The following is a 15999-nucleotide window of genomic DNA, read 5'->3' as shown; positions in this document are numbered from 1 at the left end:
TTATCTTATGATTTGGATCCAACCTTTTCGCACTTCCGTGCCGTCACCTAGATCCAAGATATAAAAGTAGGTCCCCTTTGGCAAATCTCCATTTTTCCCTGTCCCCTCCCAAGTGTTGTCATAACCGCTGGCCGTGAATACCTCATTGCCATAGCGATCAAATATTTGAAGGGTGTTGTTAGGATATTGTTCTATACAATTTATGACCACCGCATCATTATATTCGTCCCCATTAGGTGATATCTGATTGAACAGGAATCCGCATTCGCTCGATGACCGAGGCGTCACGGTTACCGTAGCCGTTGCACTATCATTGGCGGCATTGCTATCTTCGGGGAAGGAGTCCACTATAGCTGCGATATTCTGATAGGTACCTACATCGGGTACCTCGGCGATAATGGTCAGGGTTACCACCTCTTCAGCCAATAGCTCCTCCAATTGCCATACCCCGGCAATTTCATCATATATCCCCTTAGAAGCAGAACTACTTACATACTGGAACCCAGTTGCAGGACTTACAAGATCGTTCACTGCTATATTGGTCACCATGATCTGACTTAGGTTGGTCAGTGTTATAGTAAATATAACTTCCCTTCCCACCAAAACACTTTCCTTATCCACCGTTTTCTCTAGGGCGAGGTCTATCTGACAAGCTGCCGAGATATTTGGTATACAAGGGTTATCATTGGCGGGATCCAGCTGGTCAACAACACTGTCATTGTCCGAATCCAAGATATTGGAATCCAAGGCATCTATTATTCCGTCACCATCGGTGTCAATAGGGTTACTTACATCAGGCCCTACTTCATCCCCATCATTAATGCCGTCACCATCCGTATCCTCATTGTCGATCTCCAAGCCCAAAGCAGTTTCATCCCTATCTATTAAACCGTCGCCATCGCTATCATTGGTACAAGTAGTTACGCTAATGGTAACATCCACGCTTTCATCTACACAAGGGGAAGCAGCTGTATTCGTAGTAAACCTAAAGATATAATCTCCATCAGCTGCCCCTTCAAAATCAACAATATTGTCCGCACCAATAGTGACGCTACTTGGAGGAGTACCCACAATGGACCATACTCCAGAATCTCCTCCCGATCTAGTAGTATCCAAATCAATGGTTGTTGCTGCTCCACCTCCGGTTATACTACAGGCCGAAGTAGCTGTTGTTGTACCAGGATCTACCAAATCATTGACTGTTACTGTAACCGCTTCACGCTCCGAGAAACAACCATTGGCAAAAGCCTCTGCGTAATAGGTAGTAGTTGCATTAACGCTGACAGAAAAGCTACTGCCCTCTTGCAACGAATCCCCACCCGATTCCGAATCGTACCAGAACAAACTACCCCCAGCACTAACTGTGGCACTAATTGTAGCAATACCTGGTCCGCAAATCGTTGCTGGGGTGGCACTTAAAATTTCTGGGGGTTCATTCCGGACAAGGGTCACTTCCAAAGGCGGACTTACACAGCCCGTACCTTCATTATACAAAAAGCCATAAAAGGTAGCCTCAAAATCTATTATGCTAGTGTTCAACCTAGCGCCGGTAACCGAAAAATCACTATTACTGCTCCATACCAATTCAAAGCCAGTAGGAATGGTAGTGTCCGTATAAGCATCCAAATCTTGGGTAAAGGCCTCACAAAATATAGTTGATGTATCGTTAATTAATGGAGCTTCAATACAATTATCATTATCCGCTATAGTTCCTACTCCCTGTGCCTTTGCTATTTGGGCAAATCCAGTAGCATTGGAAAGGTTTACATAAAAGGATTCCGTGCCTTCTGCAATAACATCCTCCAAAATATCAATTACAACAGTCTTCGTTTCCCCATTTAAGCCCAAAAAAGAAAGGGTGCCCGATTTGCTAACATAATCAGATCCCGCTGAGGCCGTATTATTGGCGGTTTCGTATTTCACCGAAGTGCCGAATAGTACACCTCTATTTAAAATTACCGTAAAAGTTGCCGTTCCGTCCCCTTCATTTACGGTTACATCACTTATGGAAATACCAGCAGTATCATCGTCAATATTAACTACTGAAACATCCGCAACGCTTCCAGCGTTTAGTGCGTCATAGCCAGTGTCTGAAGAAGTAACATTGCCCGTCACAATAGCATAGGAAATGTCGCCATCCACCACAATATCATCTACTCCTGTGACCGTCACCGTTTGTGCAACGTTCCAGTTACCTGGTGTGAAGACCACAGTGGATACCGCAAGTGTACCCTCCGCAGTATTATTGCTGGTCAAGGGTATAGTTACATTCCCTGTGGGCTGGCTATCCAGAACCAACGTAAAGGTAGCTGTGCCCCCTGCTTCCGTAGTATTTCCACTGATCGCTGATACCGTTACCCCAACAGCGTCATTGTCTATATTGGTCACCGCAACATCCCCAACATTGGCATCCGTAAGCGCATTATAGCTCGTATCCGCAGAGGTTACATTCCCCGTAACAATGGTGTAGGCAACATTACCGTCAGCGACCATATCGTCAATCCCGGTCACCGTCACCGTCTGAGCTACGTTCCAGTTACCTGGCGTGAAAACCACATTTGGAACCGATATCGTCCCTTCAGCAGTATTGCTACTGCTAAGGGGTATGGTCACGTTTGCCGTGGGTTGACTATCCAAAACCAATGTAAAGGTCGCTGTGCCGCCCGCCTCCGTGGTATTGCCGCTGATCGCAGATACCGTAACACCGACGGCATCGTTGTCCGTATTGGTCACAGCAACGTCCGCAACATTAGCAGCCGTAAGTGCATTGTAGCCAGCATCCGCTGAGGTCACATTACCTGTAATTATCGTATAGGCTATGTCCCCGTCCACCAGGGCATCGTCTACCCCGGTCACCGTCACCGTCTGAGCTACGTTCCAGTTACCTGGCGTGAAAACCACATTTGGGACCGCAAGTATCCCTTCTGAGGTATCATTACTACTAAGAGGTATGGTTACATTTGCGGTGGGCTCGCTGTTGAGAACCACCGTGAAGCTCGCCGTACCCCCAGCCTCAGTCGTATTGCCACTGATCGTGGATACCGTTACCCCAACCACATCGTTGTCCGTATTGGTCACAGCAACGTCCGCAACATTAGCAGCCGTAAGTGCATTGTAGCCAGCATCCGCTGAGGTCACATTACCTGTAATTATCGTATAGGCTATGTCCCCGTCCACCAGGGCATCGTCTACCCCGGTCACCGTCACCGTCTGAGCTACGTTCCAGTTACCTGGCGTGAAAACCACATTTGGGACCGCAAGTATCCCTTCCGAGGTATCATTACTACTAAGAGGTATGGTTACATTTGCGGTGGGCTCGCTGTTCAGGACCATAGTAAAGAATGCAGTACCACTAGCCTCAGTAGTATTACCACTGATCGTAGATACCGTAACACCGACCTCATCGTTGTCTACAATGGTCACAGTGGCCGAGGAAGGACTCCCAGTAACATAATTTAAAGCATCATCTAGAATGACCACATTAACAGTTTCATCAACCTCATCAACAAAATCATCAATCACATCCACGGAAATATTTGCGGAACCTCCTAAACTAGAATAAAACACTGTAACAGGCCCTGTCAAAATAGTGTAGTCAGACCCAGCAGTCGCCGTACTTGAGACCAAAACTGCATAATTGACATCCACGCTGCCCAATCCTAACGAAAAATCTGGCTCTACCGAGACTGTAAAGCTTCCTGGGATTATACCACCTTCCAAACCGTTATTGTTATTTGCTATGGAAATAGTAGGCAATTGCGCATAACCATTAAGTGCAAATAATAAAAGGGTTCCTATAAACAACAAAGACCTAAGTCTTCCAGCATCCAAAAAATTGGAAAGTATTTTATATAGGGCATTTATTTTCATAACCGGTTATTTCATTCTAAGATTCAAATAGGGAACGGTCTAGCCGTATCCCCAAAATAGGGAATCAATATTAAGAAAAAATAGCCCATAAGCCTAAGAATAAGGCTTAAATATAAATTTATCAGATAAACGGCAAAAAACTAATGCTAGGCCATTTAAGAAAGCTCCGCAGACATGGTTTCGGCAGTAGGATGAATTTTTTTAACCAATCCCTGAAGTACCTTCCCCGGACCTACTTCCGTGAACAAGGTTGCTCCATCAGCTACCATTTGTTGTACACTTTGGGTCCACTTTACAGGAGCCGTTAATTGGGCTATTAAATTTGCTTTTATAGCCTCTGGATCCTTAACCGCTGTAGTAGGTACATTTTGGTAAATAGCACAGCTTGGCGTATTAAAAACAGTGTTTTCTATGGCCGCAGCCAACTCTTCCCTTGCAGGCTCCATTAAGGGCGAGTGAAACGCTCCGCCTACCGGTAAGACTAACGCTCTACGGGCACCGGCTTCCTTCAACTTTTCACAGGCGGTATTTATGGCCTCCACTTCCCCGGAAATGACCAGTTGTCCAGGGCAGTTGTAATTGGCAGGTACTACAATACCCGGAACCTCTGCACATATTTTTTCCACAAGGGCATCATCCAATCCCAGAACCGCCGCCATAGTGCTCGGTTGTATTTCACAGGCCTTTTGCATGGCCAAAGCCCTTTTAAACACCAATTGCAATCCATCTTCAAAATCCAAGGCTCCATTGGCCACCAAGGCAGAAAATTCGCCCAAGGAATGCCCTGCCACCATATCCGGTATAAAGCTATCGCCCATAACCTTGCTCATGATTACCGAATGCAAAAAAATAGCTGGCTGGGTTACCTTGGTTTCCTTTAAGTCCTCAGCAGTACCTTCGAACATAAGATCGGTAATGGAGAATCCTAAAATTTCATTGGCGGTCTCAAACATTTTTTGGGCCAAAGGGTACTTTTCATAAAGATCCAATCCCATTCCTACAAATTGTGCTCCCTGTCCTGGAAAAATATATGCTTTCATCTGTTTATTTTTATTCTATTTATTATCTGTGCAAAAATAAGATTAATTAATCAGGTGTTTACCTCCGATTCCAGGATTTAGTGCCCATTTGAATTCGCCAATAATCCATTCCGTTTTTCAAACTCAACAATAACACGATCTACGCTCCTATTATTTATGGAAATTATTCCTTAAACCAACCGGAATATTTTACGTAAGCATTGGCGATACGCTCTACCTCCCCAACACTCAACTCGGTACTGATCTCCTTAATTTTTTTAGCCGGCATTCCTGCAAAAACAGTACCTGAAGGCACTCGGGTTCCCTTGGTTACCACGGCTCCTGCTGCAATAATGCTATTGCTTTCCACTATACAATCGTCCATGACAATACTCCCCATTCCTATTAATACATTATCATGTATGGTACAGCCATGAACTATGGCATTATGACCTATGGAAACATTGTTGCCAATATTGGTGGGCGACTTTAAATAAGTGCAATGTATAACTGCCCCATCCTGCACATTTACCTTATCCCCCATTTTTATATAGTGTACATCGCCTCTTAATACTGCATTGAACCAGATACTGCATTGGTTTCCCATAACTACATCCCCAACAATCGTAGCATTCTCCGCAATATAACAATCCTCCCCTATCTGTGGCGATTTTCCATTTATGGTTTTAATCATCTTAGTTAATACGTTTATTTTTTTTTGGTTTCTAACATCCGTTACTTCCTAAGGTTTGACACCACCTAATAACGCAAGTTCTCGACCGCGCTCGAACGAAAAATGGGGGTATTATATACATTGGTCTTTCCCCTTTTTCACTATTAATAATTAACTGTTGATTGTTCACTATTTACAATCTCACGTTTACTTCAATTTTTACCCCTCTCAATCTCCGTATTTTTCATCCGGTGGCTGAGCCTGCCCGTTCCGTTCAGGCGGTCGTAGCCGAAGTCACAATTTAGCAAACATCCCAGATTACTGTTGACCGTTTGCCGCTCATTGCTATTTTTCATCTCCGATTTCGACTCCGCTCAATCTCCAAAGTGCAACCTTAGACTTTGGACAAATCTACGCTATTCAAAAAAAGACAACAAATCCTTCTTTTTGGATGCGGAAACCATTATCTCCTTACCATTGGAAATCACCACGCTACCTCCCTTGCCCTTTTTATACCTGACAATCTCATTTACATTTACCAGATACGACTTATGGACCCTGGCAAAAGTATAACCGGACAAGGCTTCCTCAAAATATTTAAGCGTTTTACTGACCAGAATTTTTTGTTTCTCCAAATACAATTCCGTGTAATTGTCATCTGCCCTGCAATACAATATATCCCCTACATTCAATACCTGAAACCCATCTTGTTGCGGCAGGGTAATCTTTCCATCCACCTTATTAAATTTAGGGGTAAGAACCCTATCTTCTATCGCCTTTTCCTTCTCCCTAATTTCCATCACATAATCTACTGCCTTGATCAGTTCATCTATGCTAATGGGCTTCATTAAATAATAGGCAGCGTGGGCATTTAGTGCATCTACGGCGTACTGATTATAGGCAGTGACAAAAACGGTTTCAAAATTTCGATCTGGCAGCTGGTCCAACAGGTCAAATGCATTGCCAAAAGGCATTTCCACATCCAAGAATACCAAATCCAGTTCCGTACTATTGATCAGGGCTAGCCCTTCCTTTATAGTTGCCGCTTCGCCAACCAAATTAACCGTGGGACAATATTTGGCCAAATAATTACGTAGAATTTCCCTGCTATTGGCTTCGTCTTCTACAATTAGGGCGTTTATTTTCATTTTCAAATTTTGCGTTTCTTTCTTCTACCTTAGGCCTATTTGACCCACCAACCTCATCATTTGTGTTTGTTGCATCAGTCCCTCTTAATGGTAAACAGCACTTTAGTACCCGTACCATTGGTTTCCAGGTCGGAAATAAAAACATCTACCTTATCCTTATACATATCGTTCAATATCTCTATTCTTTTTTTGATGTTGCCCATGCCCTTGGATTTTTGTTTTTTCTGATTTTGTGTCTTTAGGGCCGCTGATTGCTTTCTGCCTATACCGTTATCGATTATGGAAATCTCCAAGGCTTGCCTATCTTTTTGCCCGAGCTCAATCTTTAGAAAACCCTTGTCTTCCCTATAGCGCAAACCGTGCCAAATGGCATTTTCAATATAAGGTTGCAACAGCATGGGCGGTATTTGAAAAGCATCAACATCAATACCCCCATCTACTATAATTTCATAATCGAATTTATCCGAAAAGCGTGAATGCTCCAACTTGGTATACAGTTCCAACAATTCCAACTCCTTGGAAAGGGGAATAAAATCCTCATCGGAATTTTCCAATACGGCCCTCATCAAGGTGGAAAAATCGCTCAAATACCTATTTGCACTTCTTTCGTCGCTTTTGGCAATAAAATTATTTACCGAATTCAAGGCATTGAATATAAAATGGGGATTCATTTGAGACCTCAGGGATTTCAAGGCCAACAAATTATTGGCCAACTTTTGTTGCTTATTGCTCCTGTAAAAAAAGTAGGCTGCCAAACCCATTAACAGCATTCCAAAAATCAGGGAATAAATGATCCAATTTTGCCGTTTTATACTTTCTGCCACCAATTGCTGCTCCGTTAGGGCCAGGCTGTATTTACTCTGGGTTAGCTCCCGCTCCTGTTCAAGTCCGGATATTCTACTTTGCTTGGAGGCAAGCTCCCTATTAAACTGGGCAGCTCTGGCAATTTCCTGCTCCTTTCTAATATAAAGGGTGTCTACAACGGCTACATACTCCTGATAGGTCTCCAGGGCTTTGGTATAATCGCCCTTGTACCTATAAACTTCAGATAATTTACGGGTGGCATCTTTACGGACCAACAAATCATCGTCAACATCCGCATCCTTTATACTCTCCTCCAAATAAGGTATGGCTTCATCATATTTATCCTGGGCTATATAAGCATTCGCAATTTTGTAATTTATTCTTTGGGCCGATATGGAATCGTTTTCTATAGATAATTCACCCGAAACCTCATTTTTGGGAATCTTTTTTAAATCCTCCAAACTCTTTTTGCGCAATTGTATTTCCTGCCCATATTGATTTTTACGATTGTAAAAATCGGCCACTTTCTCTTTCTCCTGGACTGCCCGTTGCGGTGCTTGTCCTGAGGAAAGCTCCAATGAATTATTAAAATAGGCATTGGCTTCCTGAAGTCGGTTTCCCTTGGCGTAGGCAGTGGCTATTTTTGAATTTAGGTCGATTGTTTTTGGAGCGATCTGATTCTTATCGGCTATTTTGAGCCCCTCGCCATAAAAGGCCACTGCATTATCCACATCTCCCAATCCAATATAGGCATCTCCTAGCGTCTCATAAAGCTCTACCCTTTGAAATGGAACCATATTGGTCATTTTGACCAAAGGCGAGAGCAACTTCTCCGCTTCCCCGTACTCTTTGTTCAGGACATAGGTCTTGCCAAGCAGCAAGGATGTTTTTAGCGTCTTATTGGCATTCATAGCATCCTTGTAGCTGGAGATGGCCAAATCGTATTGCTTGTGATATTGGTACACCTCCCCTAGGGTGGAATAGGCCATGGCCAATTGTTGCTTATTACTTCCAATCCCCAACTGGGAAAGTGATTGGGTTATAAAATCGATACTTTTCCGAATATCCTTCTTTTTATAGAAATTGGCAGAATCAATATAACGCTTATACAGGGAGGTAGAACTTTCCACCTTACTACTCCTACTTGACCCTATATTATCCTTGTTGGCAGTTCCTACTACAATCTCCAAATAATCCTTACTTGCAACCCTATACCGAAGGGTTTCCATGCTGGGACTCTCAAAGACAAGTTCTTGCCCCAAGCCTACAACAATCTTAAATTCCCCTTTAGCATTTGTTAGTGTATACTCGCCATTATTGGCAGATACAGTCACTCCGGACAGGCCCTGATTACTTTCCTTTTCCTTGACCACTCCCTGGAGCTCAAAATTAGATCCGGTCTGCGATATTTGGGAATACCCTTTTACCGTACCCAACACCATTAATACACATATGTAAAAAAATTTGGCCATTCCCATTGAATATATTATGATAAACTTAATTGATTTAAACCACACTAAAAAACACCTAATTCCTTTAAATAGCCCAGTTTTTAAACATAAACGGACCTTAACACATTCAAAACACCCATTGGCTCATTCAAAATGGCCGTTTACTCATTGCTTATTTTTTAAAAAATATGTTGCTCCTACTTTTATCCCATAGCATCAACGATTTATATCCAAACACATAAACTTTGATAGCTAACAAGTAACGAAACATAGTGTTTATCATAATGATACAACCACTAAAACAAAAAGAAATCAATGTTCAACTAAAATAAAGTACCGATGAAAAATGTAAAGCAAATATTAGTTTTAGGGGCAATTGCCCTAAGTATGGGCCAAAGTTTTGGTAACGACCTTAACGGGCATACCTTAAAAGACCCTAATATCACCAAAGTAACCGCGGAAAACTCCAAATCGGACAATAATATGGTTAAGATTGCACTCTTGCTGGATACCAGTAATAGTATGGACGGACTGATAAATCAGGCGAAAGCACAATTATGGGATATTGTGAACAAATTCACCCATGCCAAATGCGGCACGGATGGTAGGCCCCAGCTGCAAATTGCCCTTTACCAATATGGAAACGATAATTTATCCTTTAGGGAAGGTTATATTCAACAGGTTTTGGGTTTCAGCAGTGATCTGGATGAAATTTCGGAAAAACTATTCTCCCTGTCAACCAATGGAGGGGAAGAATATTGCGGGCAAGTAATACAAACTTCCTTGAGTCAGTTGGACTGGGGAAAAAATCCGGATAACCTAAAAATGATCTTTATTGCCGGCAATGAACCCTTTACCCAAGGAAAACTAAATTACAAGGATGCAGTGGCCAATGCCAAGGAGAAAGATGTTATAGTAAATACCATTTTTTGTGGTGCCTACGAGCAAGGTATCAATACGGGATGGAAAAATGGGGCCCAACTAACGGGTGGAGAATATATGGCCATAGACCACAACCGTGAAGTGGTACATATAGCCACCCCTTACGATGATATAATCATAAGGTTAAACTCCAAATTAAACAAAACCTACATTTCATACGGAGCTTTGGGCGCAGCAAAAATTCGGCAACAAAGTGTCCAGGACAGCAATGCCATGGAAATGGAAGAGGCCGTTGCGGTGAAACGTGCGGTAAGCAAGTCGTCCCGACTTTACACCAACTCCTCCTGGGATATGGTAGACGCCTCCAAGTCTGAAGATTTTGATCTGGATAAGATTGAAAAGGAGCAATTGCCCCAAGAATTAAAAGGGAAATCCAAATCTGAAATGGCATCCTATATTGAAGGCAAGAAAAAGGAACGCAGCGATATTCAAAAAGAAATACAGGACCTTAACAACAAAAGGGAAGCCTATATCGCCTCAAAGAAAAAGGATACTGAAAAAGGTGAACTGGAGAATGCCATGCTTACGGCCATTCAAAAACAAGCGGCCAAAAAGAATTATCGTTGGGAGTAGGCCACTTAGGCAAAATAGTCCCTTACGGACCTTAATAGAACTGTAAAAATTGTAAGATATAAAGCAAATGTTCAATGGATATAGCAAATCTATTGAACATTTAATTTTTGTACATCCAAGTACTAATTATCAGTAAAAAGAAAATTATATCCACTGCTAAACGCAGCTTAGGAACTAGTAATTAACTGCTGGACACTTACAATCGTATCTTTTCTCTGTCTGCCCAAAATCGTACCCTAGGGTTATTTGATGAAATCCACCGTTGTCAAACCTAACATCCCCCATTTGGTAGGAATAGTTATAAGAGACTAGAAAATTCTTGTAGTTGACACCCACAATAGGAGTAAAGAGCTGTAAACGCTGCTCGCCAAAATCGCTGGCAGTTTGGTATTGGGCGCCATCAAAACTTCGTCTATACGAAATACCCCCCCAAACCGTTCCAAAATCCACACTTTTATAAACTTTGGCGTTGATATCGATAGCTTTTTCTTGGGTAAACTCCGTAAACTGAAATAGTACGGAAGGTTCTACCTGCCATTCGCTCTTTCCGAAAACATAACCGGATGATATAAGATATTTCCGTAAGTTATTGGATTCTATGGCCGAATACAGATCCCTACCCCGTCCCATCAAATTGTGAACTGCCGCATGGGCATAGAATTCCATGAAATTATAGGACATGCCCAAATCCATATTAAAATAACCAACACTATTCCTGGAACCGGTAATGATCGGGTCCGGAATTACTGAAACAAACTCGGATTCGTCCAAATTACTTTGCTGAATGCCCGCACTAAGTCCGAAGGAGAGTTGATTTAGGCTTCTAAAATCCCCGCCCAATCTTAAATGATGTGCATAGGTAAGTTTAAATCCCGTTTGGGAATGATAACCGTTGGCGTCATTAAAAACGGTTGCACCAAAACCGCTACTACTTTCACCAACCCTAAAATGTGCATTTAAGGTCTGCATATTAGGGGCCTCATCCACACTAAACCACTGTTTCCTTATTGTTGCCCTAATTTTACCACCTTCGCCTATTCCTGCCATAGATGGGTATACCAAATAGTAGTTATCCGCTAAATAATCGAAATAGACTGGAACGCCTTCTTGGGCAGCAGACTGATAGCCCATCGCAAAAAACGAAAGTAAAATCAATAAATGTTGTTTCATTTAAGATGAGGGGTGCGTTAATAACATCGTCCAAATATAAAATATAACGGTTGAAGTACTACATTATTATATATGCCATAACTTAGAAAAACCTTCGTACTTTTGTGAAAAATATTTAAATGGAGGAGTTTATAATTACCGTGGTGCCCACGAAGAATCCGGCGATACTGAAATTTGAAACTAATCATTTCATAACCAAGAACAATAATTACGAATTCAAAAACATAGACGAAGCTAAAATTTCGCCTTTGGCCCAGCAGTTATTTTATCTGCCGTTTATAAAAACGGTATATATCTCGGGCAACTTTATTGGATTGGAACGTTATGATATTGTGGAATGGGACGATGTTAAGGATAGTGTGGCACAACAGTTGGTAGATTATCTTAACGCTGGGGAGCCTGTTGTTAAGGAGGATGAAAATCAAAAGAAGGTGGCGGTAACGGTTTATGCCGAAGTGACACCCAATCCGTCCGTGATGAAATTTGTGACCAATAAAAAAATTGTACCAACAACTTTTGAGTTCAAGAACATAGATGAGGCCAAAGATTCGGAATTGGCCAAACAACTATTTATGCTGCCTTTCGTAAAGGAAGTATTTTTTGATGTAAACTATGTTTCCATAAACAAGTACGATGTAGCGGAATGGGACGTTATTACTATGGAACTGCGCGAGAAAATCAGGGATTTTATTGCTGATGGCAAGGAAGTGGTTTCGGCCAAGAGTCTTCAAAAACAAAAAACAACGGCCCCGGAAGCCCAGATGGAGGATGCCAATTTAGACGATATATCCAAGCAAATCATTGATATTTTGGAAGAGTATGTAAAACCAGCCGTAGCTAGTGATGGCGGCAATATTCTTTTTAAATCCTATGAGGGGGACACCAAAACGGTCAACGTTATTTTGCAAGGGGCCTGTAGTGGCTGCCCCTCGTCTACCTATACCTTAAAAAATGGAATTGAAACGATGCTCAAAAATATGATGGGCGATATGGTAAATGAAGTTGTTGCCTTAAATGGTTGATTTTCAATAACAATAATATCCTATCTAGCTTTTATTTCTTAACTTTAAGAGAATCTAAAACTATATATTATGGCTATCTTAAAAGTTATTGAAGTGCTGGCAAATTCCAACAAAGGATGGGAGGATGCCGCAAAAAATGCTGTGGAACAAGCTTCCAAAACCGTAAAGAACATTCGTTCTGTGTATATCAAAGAACAAAGCGCTACGGTTACGGACGGAAAACTTAGCGATTATCGCGTAAATGTTAAGATCACTTTTGAAGTGAATTAATATTATTTGCATTTCAATCAATCAGCGCCGATAAAAGGCGCTTTTTTTGTAGCATATTTTTTAACCCATTTCATCACTGTAGATTTCAACAGTAACTGTCCATAAGATTAACATTTGTTTAGTGTTTGGAGTTTGATAAGGGAATGGTTTTTTTATTGTTTTGCAAAAAATTAAAATTAAATGAATATACTTAACAACTACGAGGACAACCTTACTAAAGCCCAGGAATGGGCATGGGAAATTTTGCCTGGATTGATCACTTCCCTAATTACAGCTGCACTAATTCTGGTAGTAGGCCTTTGGGTTATAAGGCTTATCAATAGAATGGTCAAGAAATTTTTTAATAAGGCCGAATACGACCCTTCCTTAGAATCCTTCTTGATGAGCTTTATCAGTATTGGCCTTAAAATAATGCTGTTTGTACTGGTAATTACCCAACTAGGGGTGCAATCTTCCTCTTTGGTGGCTATTATTGGTGCCGCTGGTCTGGCCATTGGCCTGGCACTGCAAGGTTCCTTGGCCAATTTTGCTGGTGGAGTACTTATCCTGGTGTTTAAACCATTTAAGGTAGGTGATTTTATCTCTGCCCAAGGTGTAGATGGCACGGTTAAGGAAATTACTATTTTTACAACCAAATTGAGCACTTTTGGAAATCAGATCGCTATTGTTCCCAATGGCCAATTATCCAATAATAACATTATTAACTACAATGCCCAAAATACCCGTAGGGATAAAATAGCCGTAGGCATAGGTTACAATTCCAATATTAAGGAGGCAAAGGATATATTGTTACAGATATGTGCCGAGAACGAAAATATCCTTAAGGATCCGGCTCCAGAAGTATATGTGGCCGAATTGGGAGATAGCTCCGTAAATCTTTCCTTGCGCTTTTGGGCCAAAAATGAAGTTTTTTGGGCGGCCCACTTCCATGTTATGGAAGAGCTAAAGAAAAGGTTTGACGCCGCAGGAATAGAAATCCCTTTCCCACAAAGGGTAATCCACCAGTCCCAAGTCTAAGATTTTTTGGTGGGCAACATAAAGTCCTTTAAGTAATAAGGTTCAAAGTAAGCGACATTCTCAAAATCGTTTGCTTTGAACTTTTTATAAGACAATTCACCCATCTCCGTAGCCGTAGGCAATGCCGTAAGGAAACTAAAATTTGGATGATCCAGCAGTTCCCGGCATTTTTCAGCTCCGTCCCCAATGAGCAAAACGCTGCCTTTTTGTGCATATTCCAGGAAACTATCCTTGTTTATAATTTCTGCCTTGGTTTCCCTAAGACGATTGCCCTGCGCGTCAAAAATTGCCGAATAGACTTCCATTCTCCTAGCATCCAAAACCGGAATTATAAAATCGTAGTTTCTTGCATGGCCCTGCATTGCCAAACTTTCCAATGTGGAAACAGATATCAGTGGGAGATCCAAGGAAAAACAAAGTCCCTTGGCTGCCGATACCCCTATGCGCAGACCGGTATAGGACCCTGGGCCCTTGCTCACGGCCAAAGCGGATATATCCTTAAAAGCTAAGGAAGCCCCTTGCAAAGCTTCCTCTATAAAAATATGCAACTGTTCCGAATGCGAATAGTTTGGACTATTATCTTCCCTTAAGGAAATTATTTCCCCATTCCTTGCAATACTCACTGAACAATTCGTGGTTGCGGTCTCTAAATTTAGTATCATAGTCATAATAGACCGCAAATATAGCTTAATCCAAGGTTATAGGTAAACCAAAATAAAATTCCAGAACCTTTAATCTAAATATATAGTCATATTTTGTTCTTATTAATTCGGCCTCCGCGTTATCAACCCTGGATTGTGACTGACTAAAATCGAAGGCATTCATTAGGCCAACATCAAATCTCTCCTTGGAATAATTATAGGCCAACCGGCGTGCATCCAAGGTTTTTTGGGCAGCTTCATAGGCTTTGGAAAAACTCTTAACATCTACATAGGCCTGATTGATATTGGATTCCAAATCCAATTTATCCTGTTCCAACTGCAAACGTGACCTTTCTACCCCAATTTTGGCCCTTTTAATATTATTATTAACACTAAACCCATTAAACACTGGAATATTCAACTGCAGGCCATAGGCAATACCGTCAGTTAAATACAACTGGTCCGTGAAAGCGATCCTATCAAAGGTCAATGGATCCCTAAACTCGCTCGAATAACGTGTGCCATAGTTAAAGAAAGCCCCTAAGGTTGGGTAAACCGCCCCTTTGGCAATTTGCAAATCCTTTTGTGCCAATTCTACGTTGGACATGGAGAATTGAATATCATTTCTAAAAGTAAGGGCTTTGTCGAAAATAGTCTTGGGAGAATTGTCCAAGATATTGGAAGGAGGAATATCGAATTCCTCATCGGCGATATCAAAATTTTCGTAGTCCCTGATCTGAAGTAGCTGTGCCAAGCTTATCCTAGAGATCAACACTTGATTCTCTCCATTTACAATTTGCTGTTCCTGATTGGCCGCAGTAGCCTCTATTTCCAATAAATCGCCCCTTGGGACTACCCCGGCTTCCACCAATTCCTTGGTCCTAACCAGATCCTGTTCCGTTACGGCATATTGCGCCCTAAAGACCTTAAGCGACTCCTTATTGGACAAAACCTGTAGATAGGCATTGGCCACCGCCAGCATAATGTCGTCCTTTAAGTCATCCAATCTATACTGATTTGCCAAGGCATTCAATTTTGCCCGGTTAAGCCTATGGATATTCCTGAGTCCATCAAATAAATTTACCGAGGAACTGAAACCTCCTGATGCCGTTGTTACGGTACCCGTAACCTGTTGGTTCCTGGATTGATCCAGAACGAGCCCCGAATTACCAGAGAGACTCGCATTTGCATTAAAATTGGGCAACATATCACCTATAGCATCCGATTTATCTATTTTGGCATTTTCAAGATCGAGTTCAAACTGCTCTATGGTCAAGTTGTTTTCCACCGCATAATAAACACATTCTTCCAAGGTCCATTTTTTTTCCTGGGCAGAAAGCAGGCCACAACAGAAAATAAACAACCCTATAATTATTCTAATTCTCATGTTTTGATTGTT

At 41.7% G+C, this 15999-nt stretch carries 12 protein-coding genes; 4 read left to right on the top strand and 8 right to left on the bottom strand.

The features are described from left to right. The 5 genes from B9Y87_RS01060 to B9Y87_RS01040 form a co-directional block, all read right to left on the bottom strand. Positions 1-3870, bottom strand: coding sequence for a T9SS type B sorting domain-containing protein (locus B9Y87_RS01060; RefSeq protein ID WP_085495353.1), 3870 nt, complete (start codon positions 3868-3870; stop codon positions 1-3). 155 nt (positions 3871-4025) lie between these two features. Beyond that, positions 4026-4910, bottom strand: coding sequence for an ACP S-malonyltransferase (gene fabD, locus B9Y87_RS01055; protein WP_085495351.1), 885 nt, complete (start codon positions 4908-4910; stop codon positions 4026-4028). 163 nt (positions 4911-5073) lie between these two features. Beyond that, positions 5074-5583 carry a gamma carbonic anhydrase family protein gene (locus tag B9Y87_RS01050; RefSeq protein WP_085495349.1) on the bottom strand — a complete coding sequence of 170 codons (510 nt, stop codon included), beginning with the start codon at positions 5581-5583 and terminating at the stop codon, positions 5074-5076. Between the two features lie 395 nt (positions 5584-5978). Further along, positions 5979-6710 (bottom strand): LytR/AlgR family response regulator transcription factor, encoded by a 732-nt coding sequence (locus tag B9Y87_RS01045; protein WP_085495346.1) that lies wholly within the window; start codon positions 6708-6710, stop codon positions 5979-5981. Between the two features lie 74 nt (positions 6711-6784). Then, on the bottom strand, positions 6785-8986 hold the full coding sequence (locus B9Y87_RS01040; protein WP_085496577.1) for a tetratricopeptide repeat protein: 2202 nt from the start codon (positions 8984-8986) through the stop codon (positions 6785-6787). Positions 8987-9304: 318 nt separating this feature from the next. Here B9Y87_RS01040 and B9Y87_RS01035 point away from each other — a divergent pair, with 318 nt between their 5' ends. Further along, the gene (locus B9Y87_RS01035; protein WP_085495344.1) at positions 9305-10480 is read left to right on the top strand and encodes a vWA domain-containing protein; all 1176 of its coding nucleotides are present in this window, start codon (positions 9305-9307) and stop codon (positions 10478-10480) included. Positions 10481-10654: 174 nt separating this feature from the next. Here B9Y87_RS01035 and B9Y87_RS01030 read toward each other — a convergent pair whose 3' ends face one another. Then, positions 10655-11650, bottom strand: a complete 996-nt coding sequence (locus B9Y87_RS01030) for a PorP/SprF family type IX secretion system membrane protein (protein ID WP_085495343.1) — start codon at positions 11648-11650, stop codon at positions 10655-10657. A 119-nt stretch (positions 11651-11769) separates the two neighbouring features. On the opposite strand from B9Y87_RS01030, the gene B9Y87_RS01025 reads away from it, so the two are divergent. From B9Y87_RS01025 to B9Y87_RS01015, 3 genes are all read left to right on the top strand, one after another. Then, a complete protein-coding gene (locus tag B9Y87_RS01025; protein ID WP_085495340.1) occupies positions 11770-12672 on the top strand; it encodes a NifU family protein in 903 nt (300 codons plus the stop codon). A gap of 69 nt (positions 12673-12741) precedes the next feature. Beyond that, positions 12742-12942, top strand: coding sequence for a dodecin family protein (locus B9Y87_RS01020; RefSeq protein ID WP_085495339.1), 201 nt, complete (start codon positions 12742-12744; stop codon positions 12940-12942). A gap of 180 nt (positions 12943-13122) precedes the next feature. Then, positions 13123-13959 (top strand): mechanosensitive ion channel family protein, encoded by an 837-nt coding sequence (locus B9Y87_RS01015; RefSeq protein WP_085495336.1) that lies wholly within the window; start codon positions 13123-13125, stop codon positions 13957-13959. Here the strand turns inward: B9Y87_RS01015 and tsaB are convergent. Then, complete coding sequence (tsaB, locus tag B9Y87_RS01010) at positions 13956-14627, bottom strand: tRNA (adenosine(37)-N6)-threonylcarbamoyltransferase complex dimerization subunit type 1 TsaB (protein WP_085495334.1); 672 nt, start codon at positions 14625-14627, stop codon at positions 13956-13958. The genes B9Y87_RS01015 and tsaB overlap by 4 nt on opposite strands. Before the next feature lie 19 nt (positions 14628-14646). Continuing rightward, a complete protein-coding gene (locus B9Y87_RS01005; protein ID WP_085495332.1) occupies positions 14647-15987 on the bottom strand; it encodes a TolC family protein in 1341 nt (446 codons plus the stop codon). Between the last annotated feature and the right edge of the window lie 12 nt (positions 15988-15999).

Origin of the sequence: Arenibacter troitsensis (genome assembly GCF_900177645.1) — a bacterium.
Classification (GTDB): Bacteria; Bacteroidota; Bacteroidia; order Flavobacteriales; family Flavobacteriaceae; genus Arenibacter; species Arenibacter troitsensis.
Note: the sequence above shows the minus strand (reverse complement) of the source record. Positions and strands in the feature narration are given on the sequence as shown.

Excerpts from the sequence above, each read along its gene's own strand:
- B9Y87_RS01060 (WP_085495353.1), bottom strand. The coding sequence starts at position 3,870 with ATGAAAATAAATGCCCTATATAAAATACTTTCCAATTTTTTGGATGCT.
- fabD (WP_085495351.1), bottom strand. The coding sequence starts at position 4,910 with ATGAAAGCATATATTTTTCCAGGACAGGGAGCACAATTTGTAGGAATG.
- B9Y87_RS01050 (WP_085495349.1), bottom strand. The coding sequence starts at position 5,583 with ATGATTAAAACCATAAATGGAAAATCGCCACAGATAGGGGAGGATTGT.
- B9Y87_RS01045 (WP_085495346.1), bottom strand. The coding sequence starts at position 6,710 with ATGAAAATAAACGCCCTAATTGTAGAAGACGAAGCCAATAGCAGGGAA.
- B9Y87_RS01040 (WP_085496577.1), bottom strand. The coding sequence starts at position 8,986 with ATGGCCAAATTTTTTTACATATGTGTATTAATGGTGTTGGGTACGGTA.
- B9Y87_RS01035 (WP_085495344.1), top strand. The coding sequence starts at position 9,305 with ATGAAAAATGTAAAGCAAATATTAGTTTTAGGGGCAATTGCCCTAAGT.
- B9Y87_RS01030 (WP_085495343.1), bottom strand. The coding sequence starts at position 11,650 with ATGAAACAACATTTATTGATTTTACTTTCGTTTTTTGCGATGGGCTAT.
- B9Y87_RS01025 (WP_085495340.1), top strand. The coding sequence starts at position 11,770 with ATGGAGGAGTTTATAATTACCGTGGTGCCCACGAAGAATCCGGCGATA.
- B9Y87_RS01020 (WP_085495339.1), top strand. The coding sequence starts at position 12,742 with ATGGCTATCTTAAAAGTTATTGAAGTGCTGGCAAATTCCAACAAAGGA.
- B9Y87_RS01015 (WP_085495336.1), top strand. The coding sequence starts at position 13,123 with ATGAATATACTTAACAACTACGAGGACAACCTTACTAAAGCCCAGGAA.
- tsaB (WP_085495334.1), bottom strand. The coding sequence starts at position 14,627 with ATGACTATGATACTAAATTTAGAGACCGCAACCACGAATTGTTCAGTG.
- B9Y87_RS01005 (WP_085495332.1), bottom strand. The coding sequence starts at position 15,987 with ATGAGAATTAGAATAATTATAGGGTTGTTTATTTTCTGTTGTGGCCTG.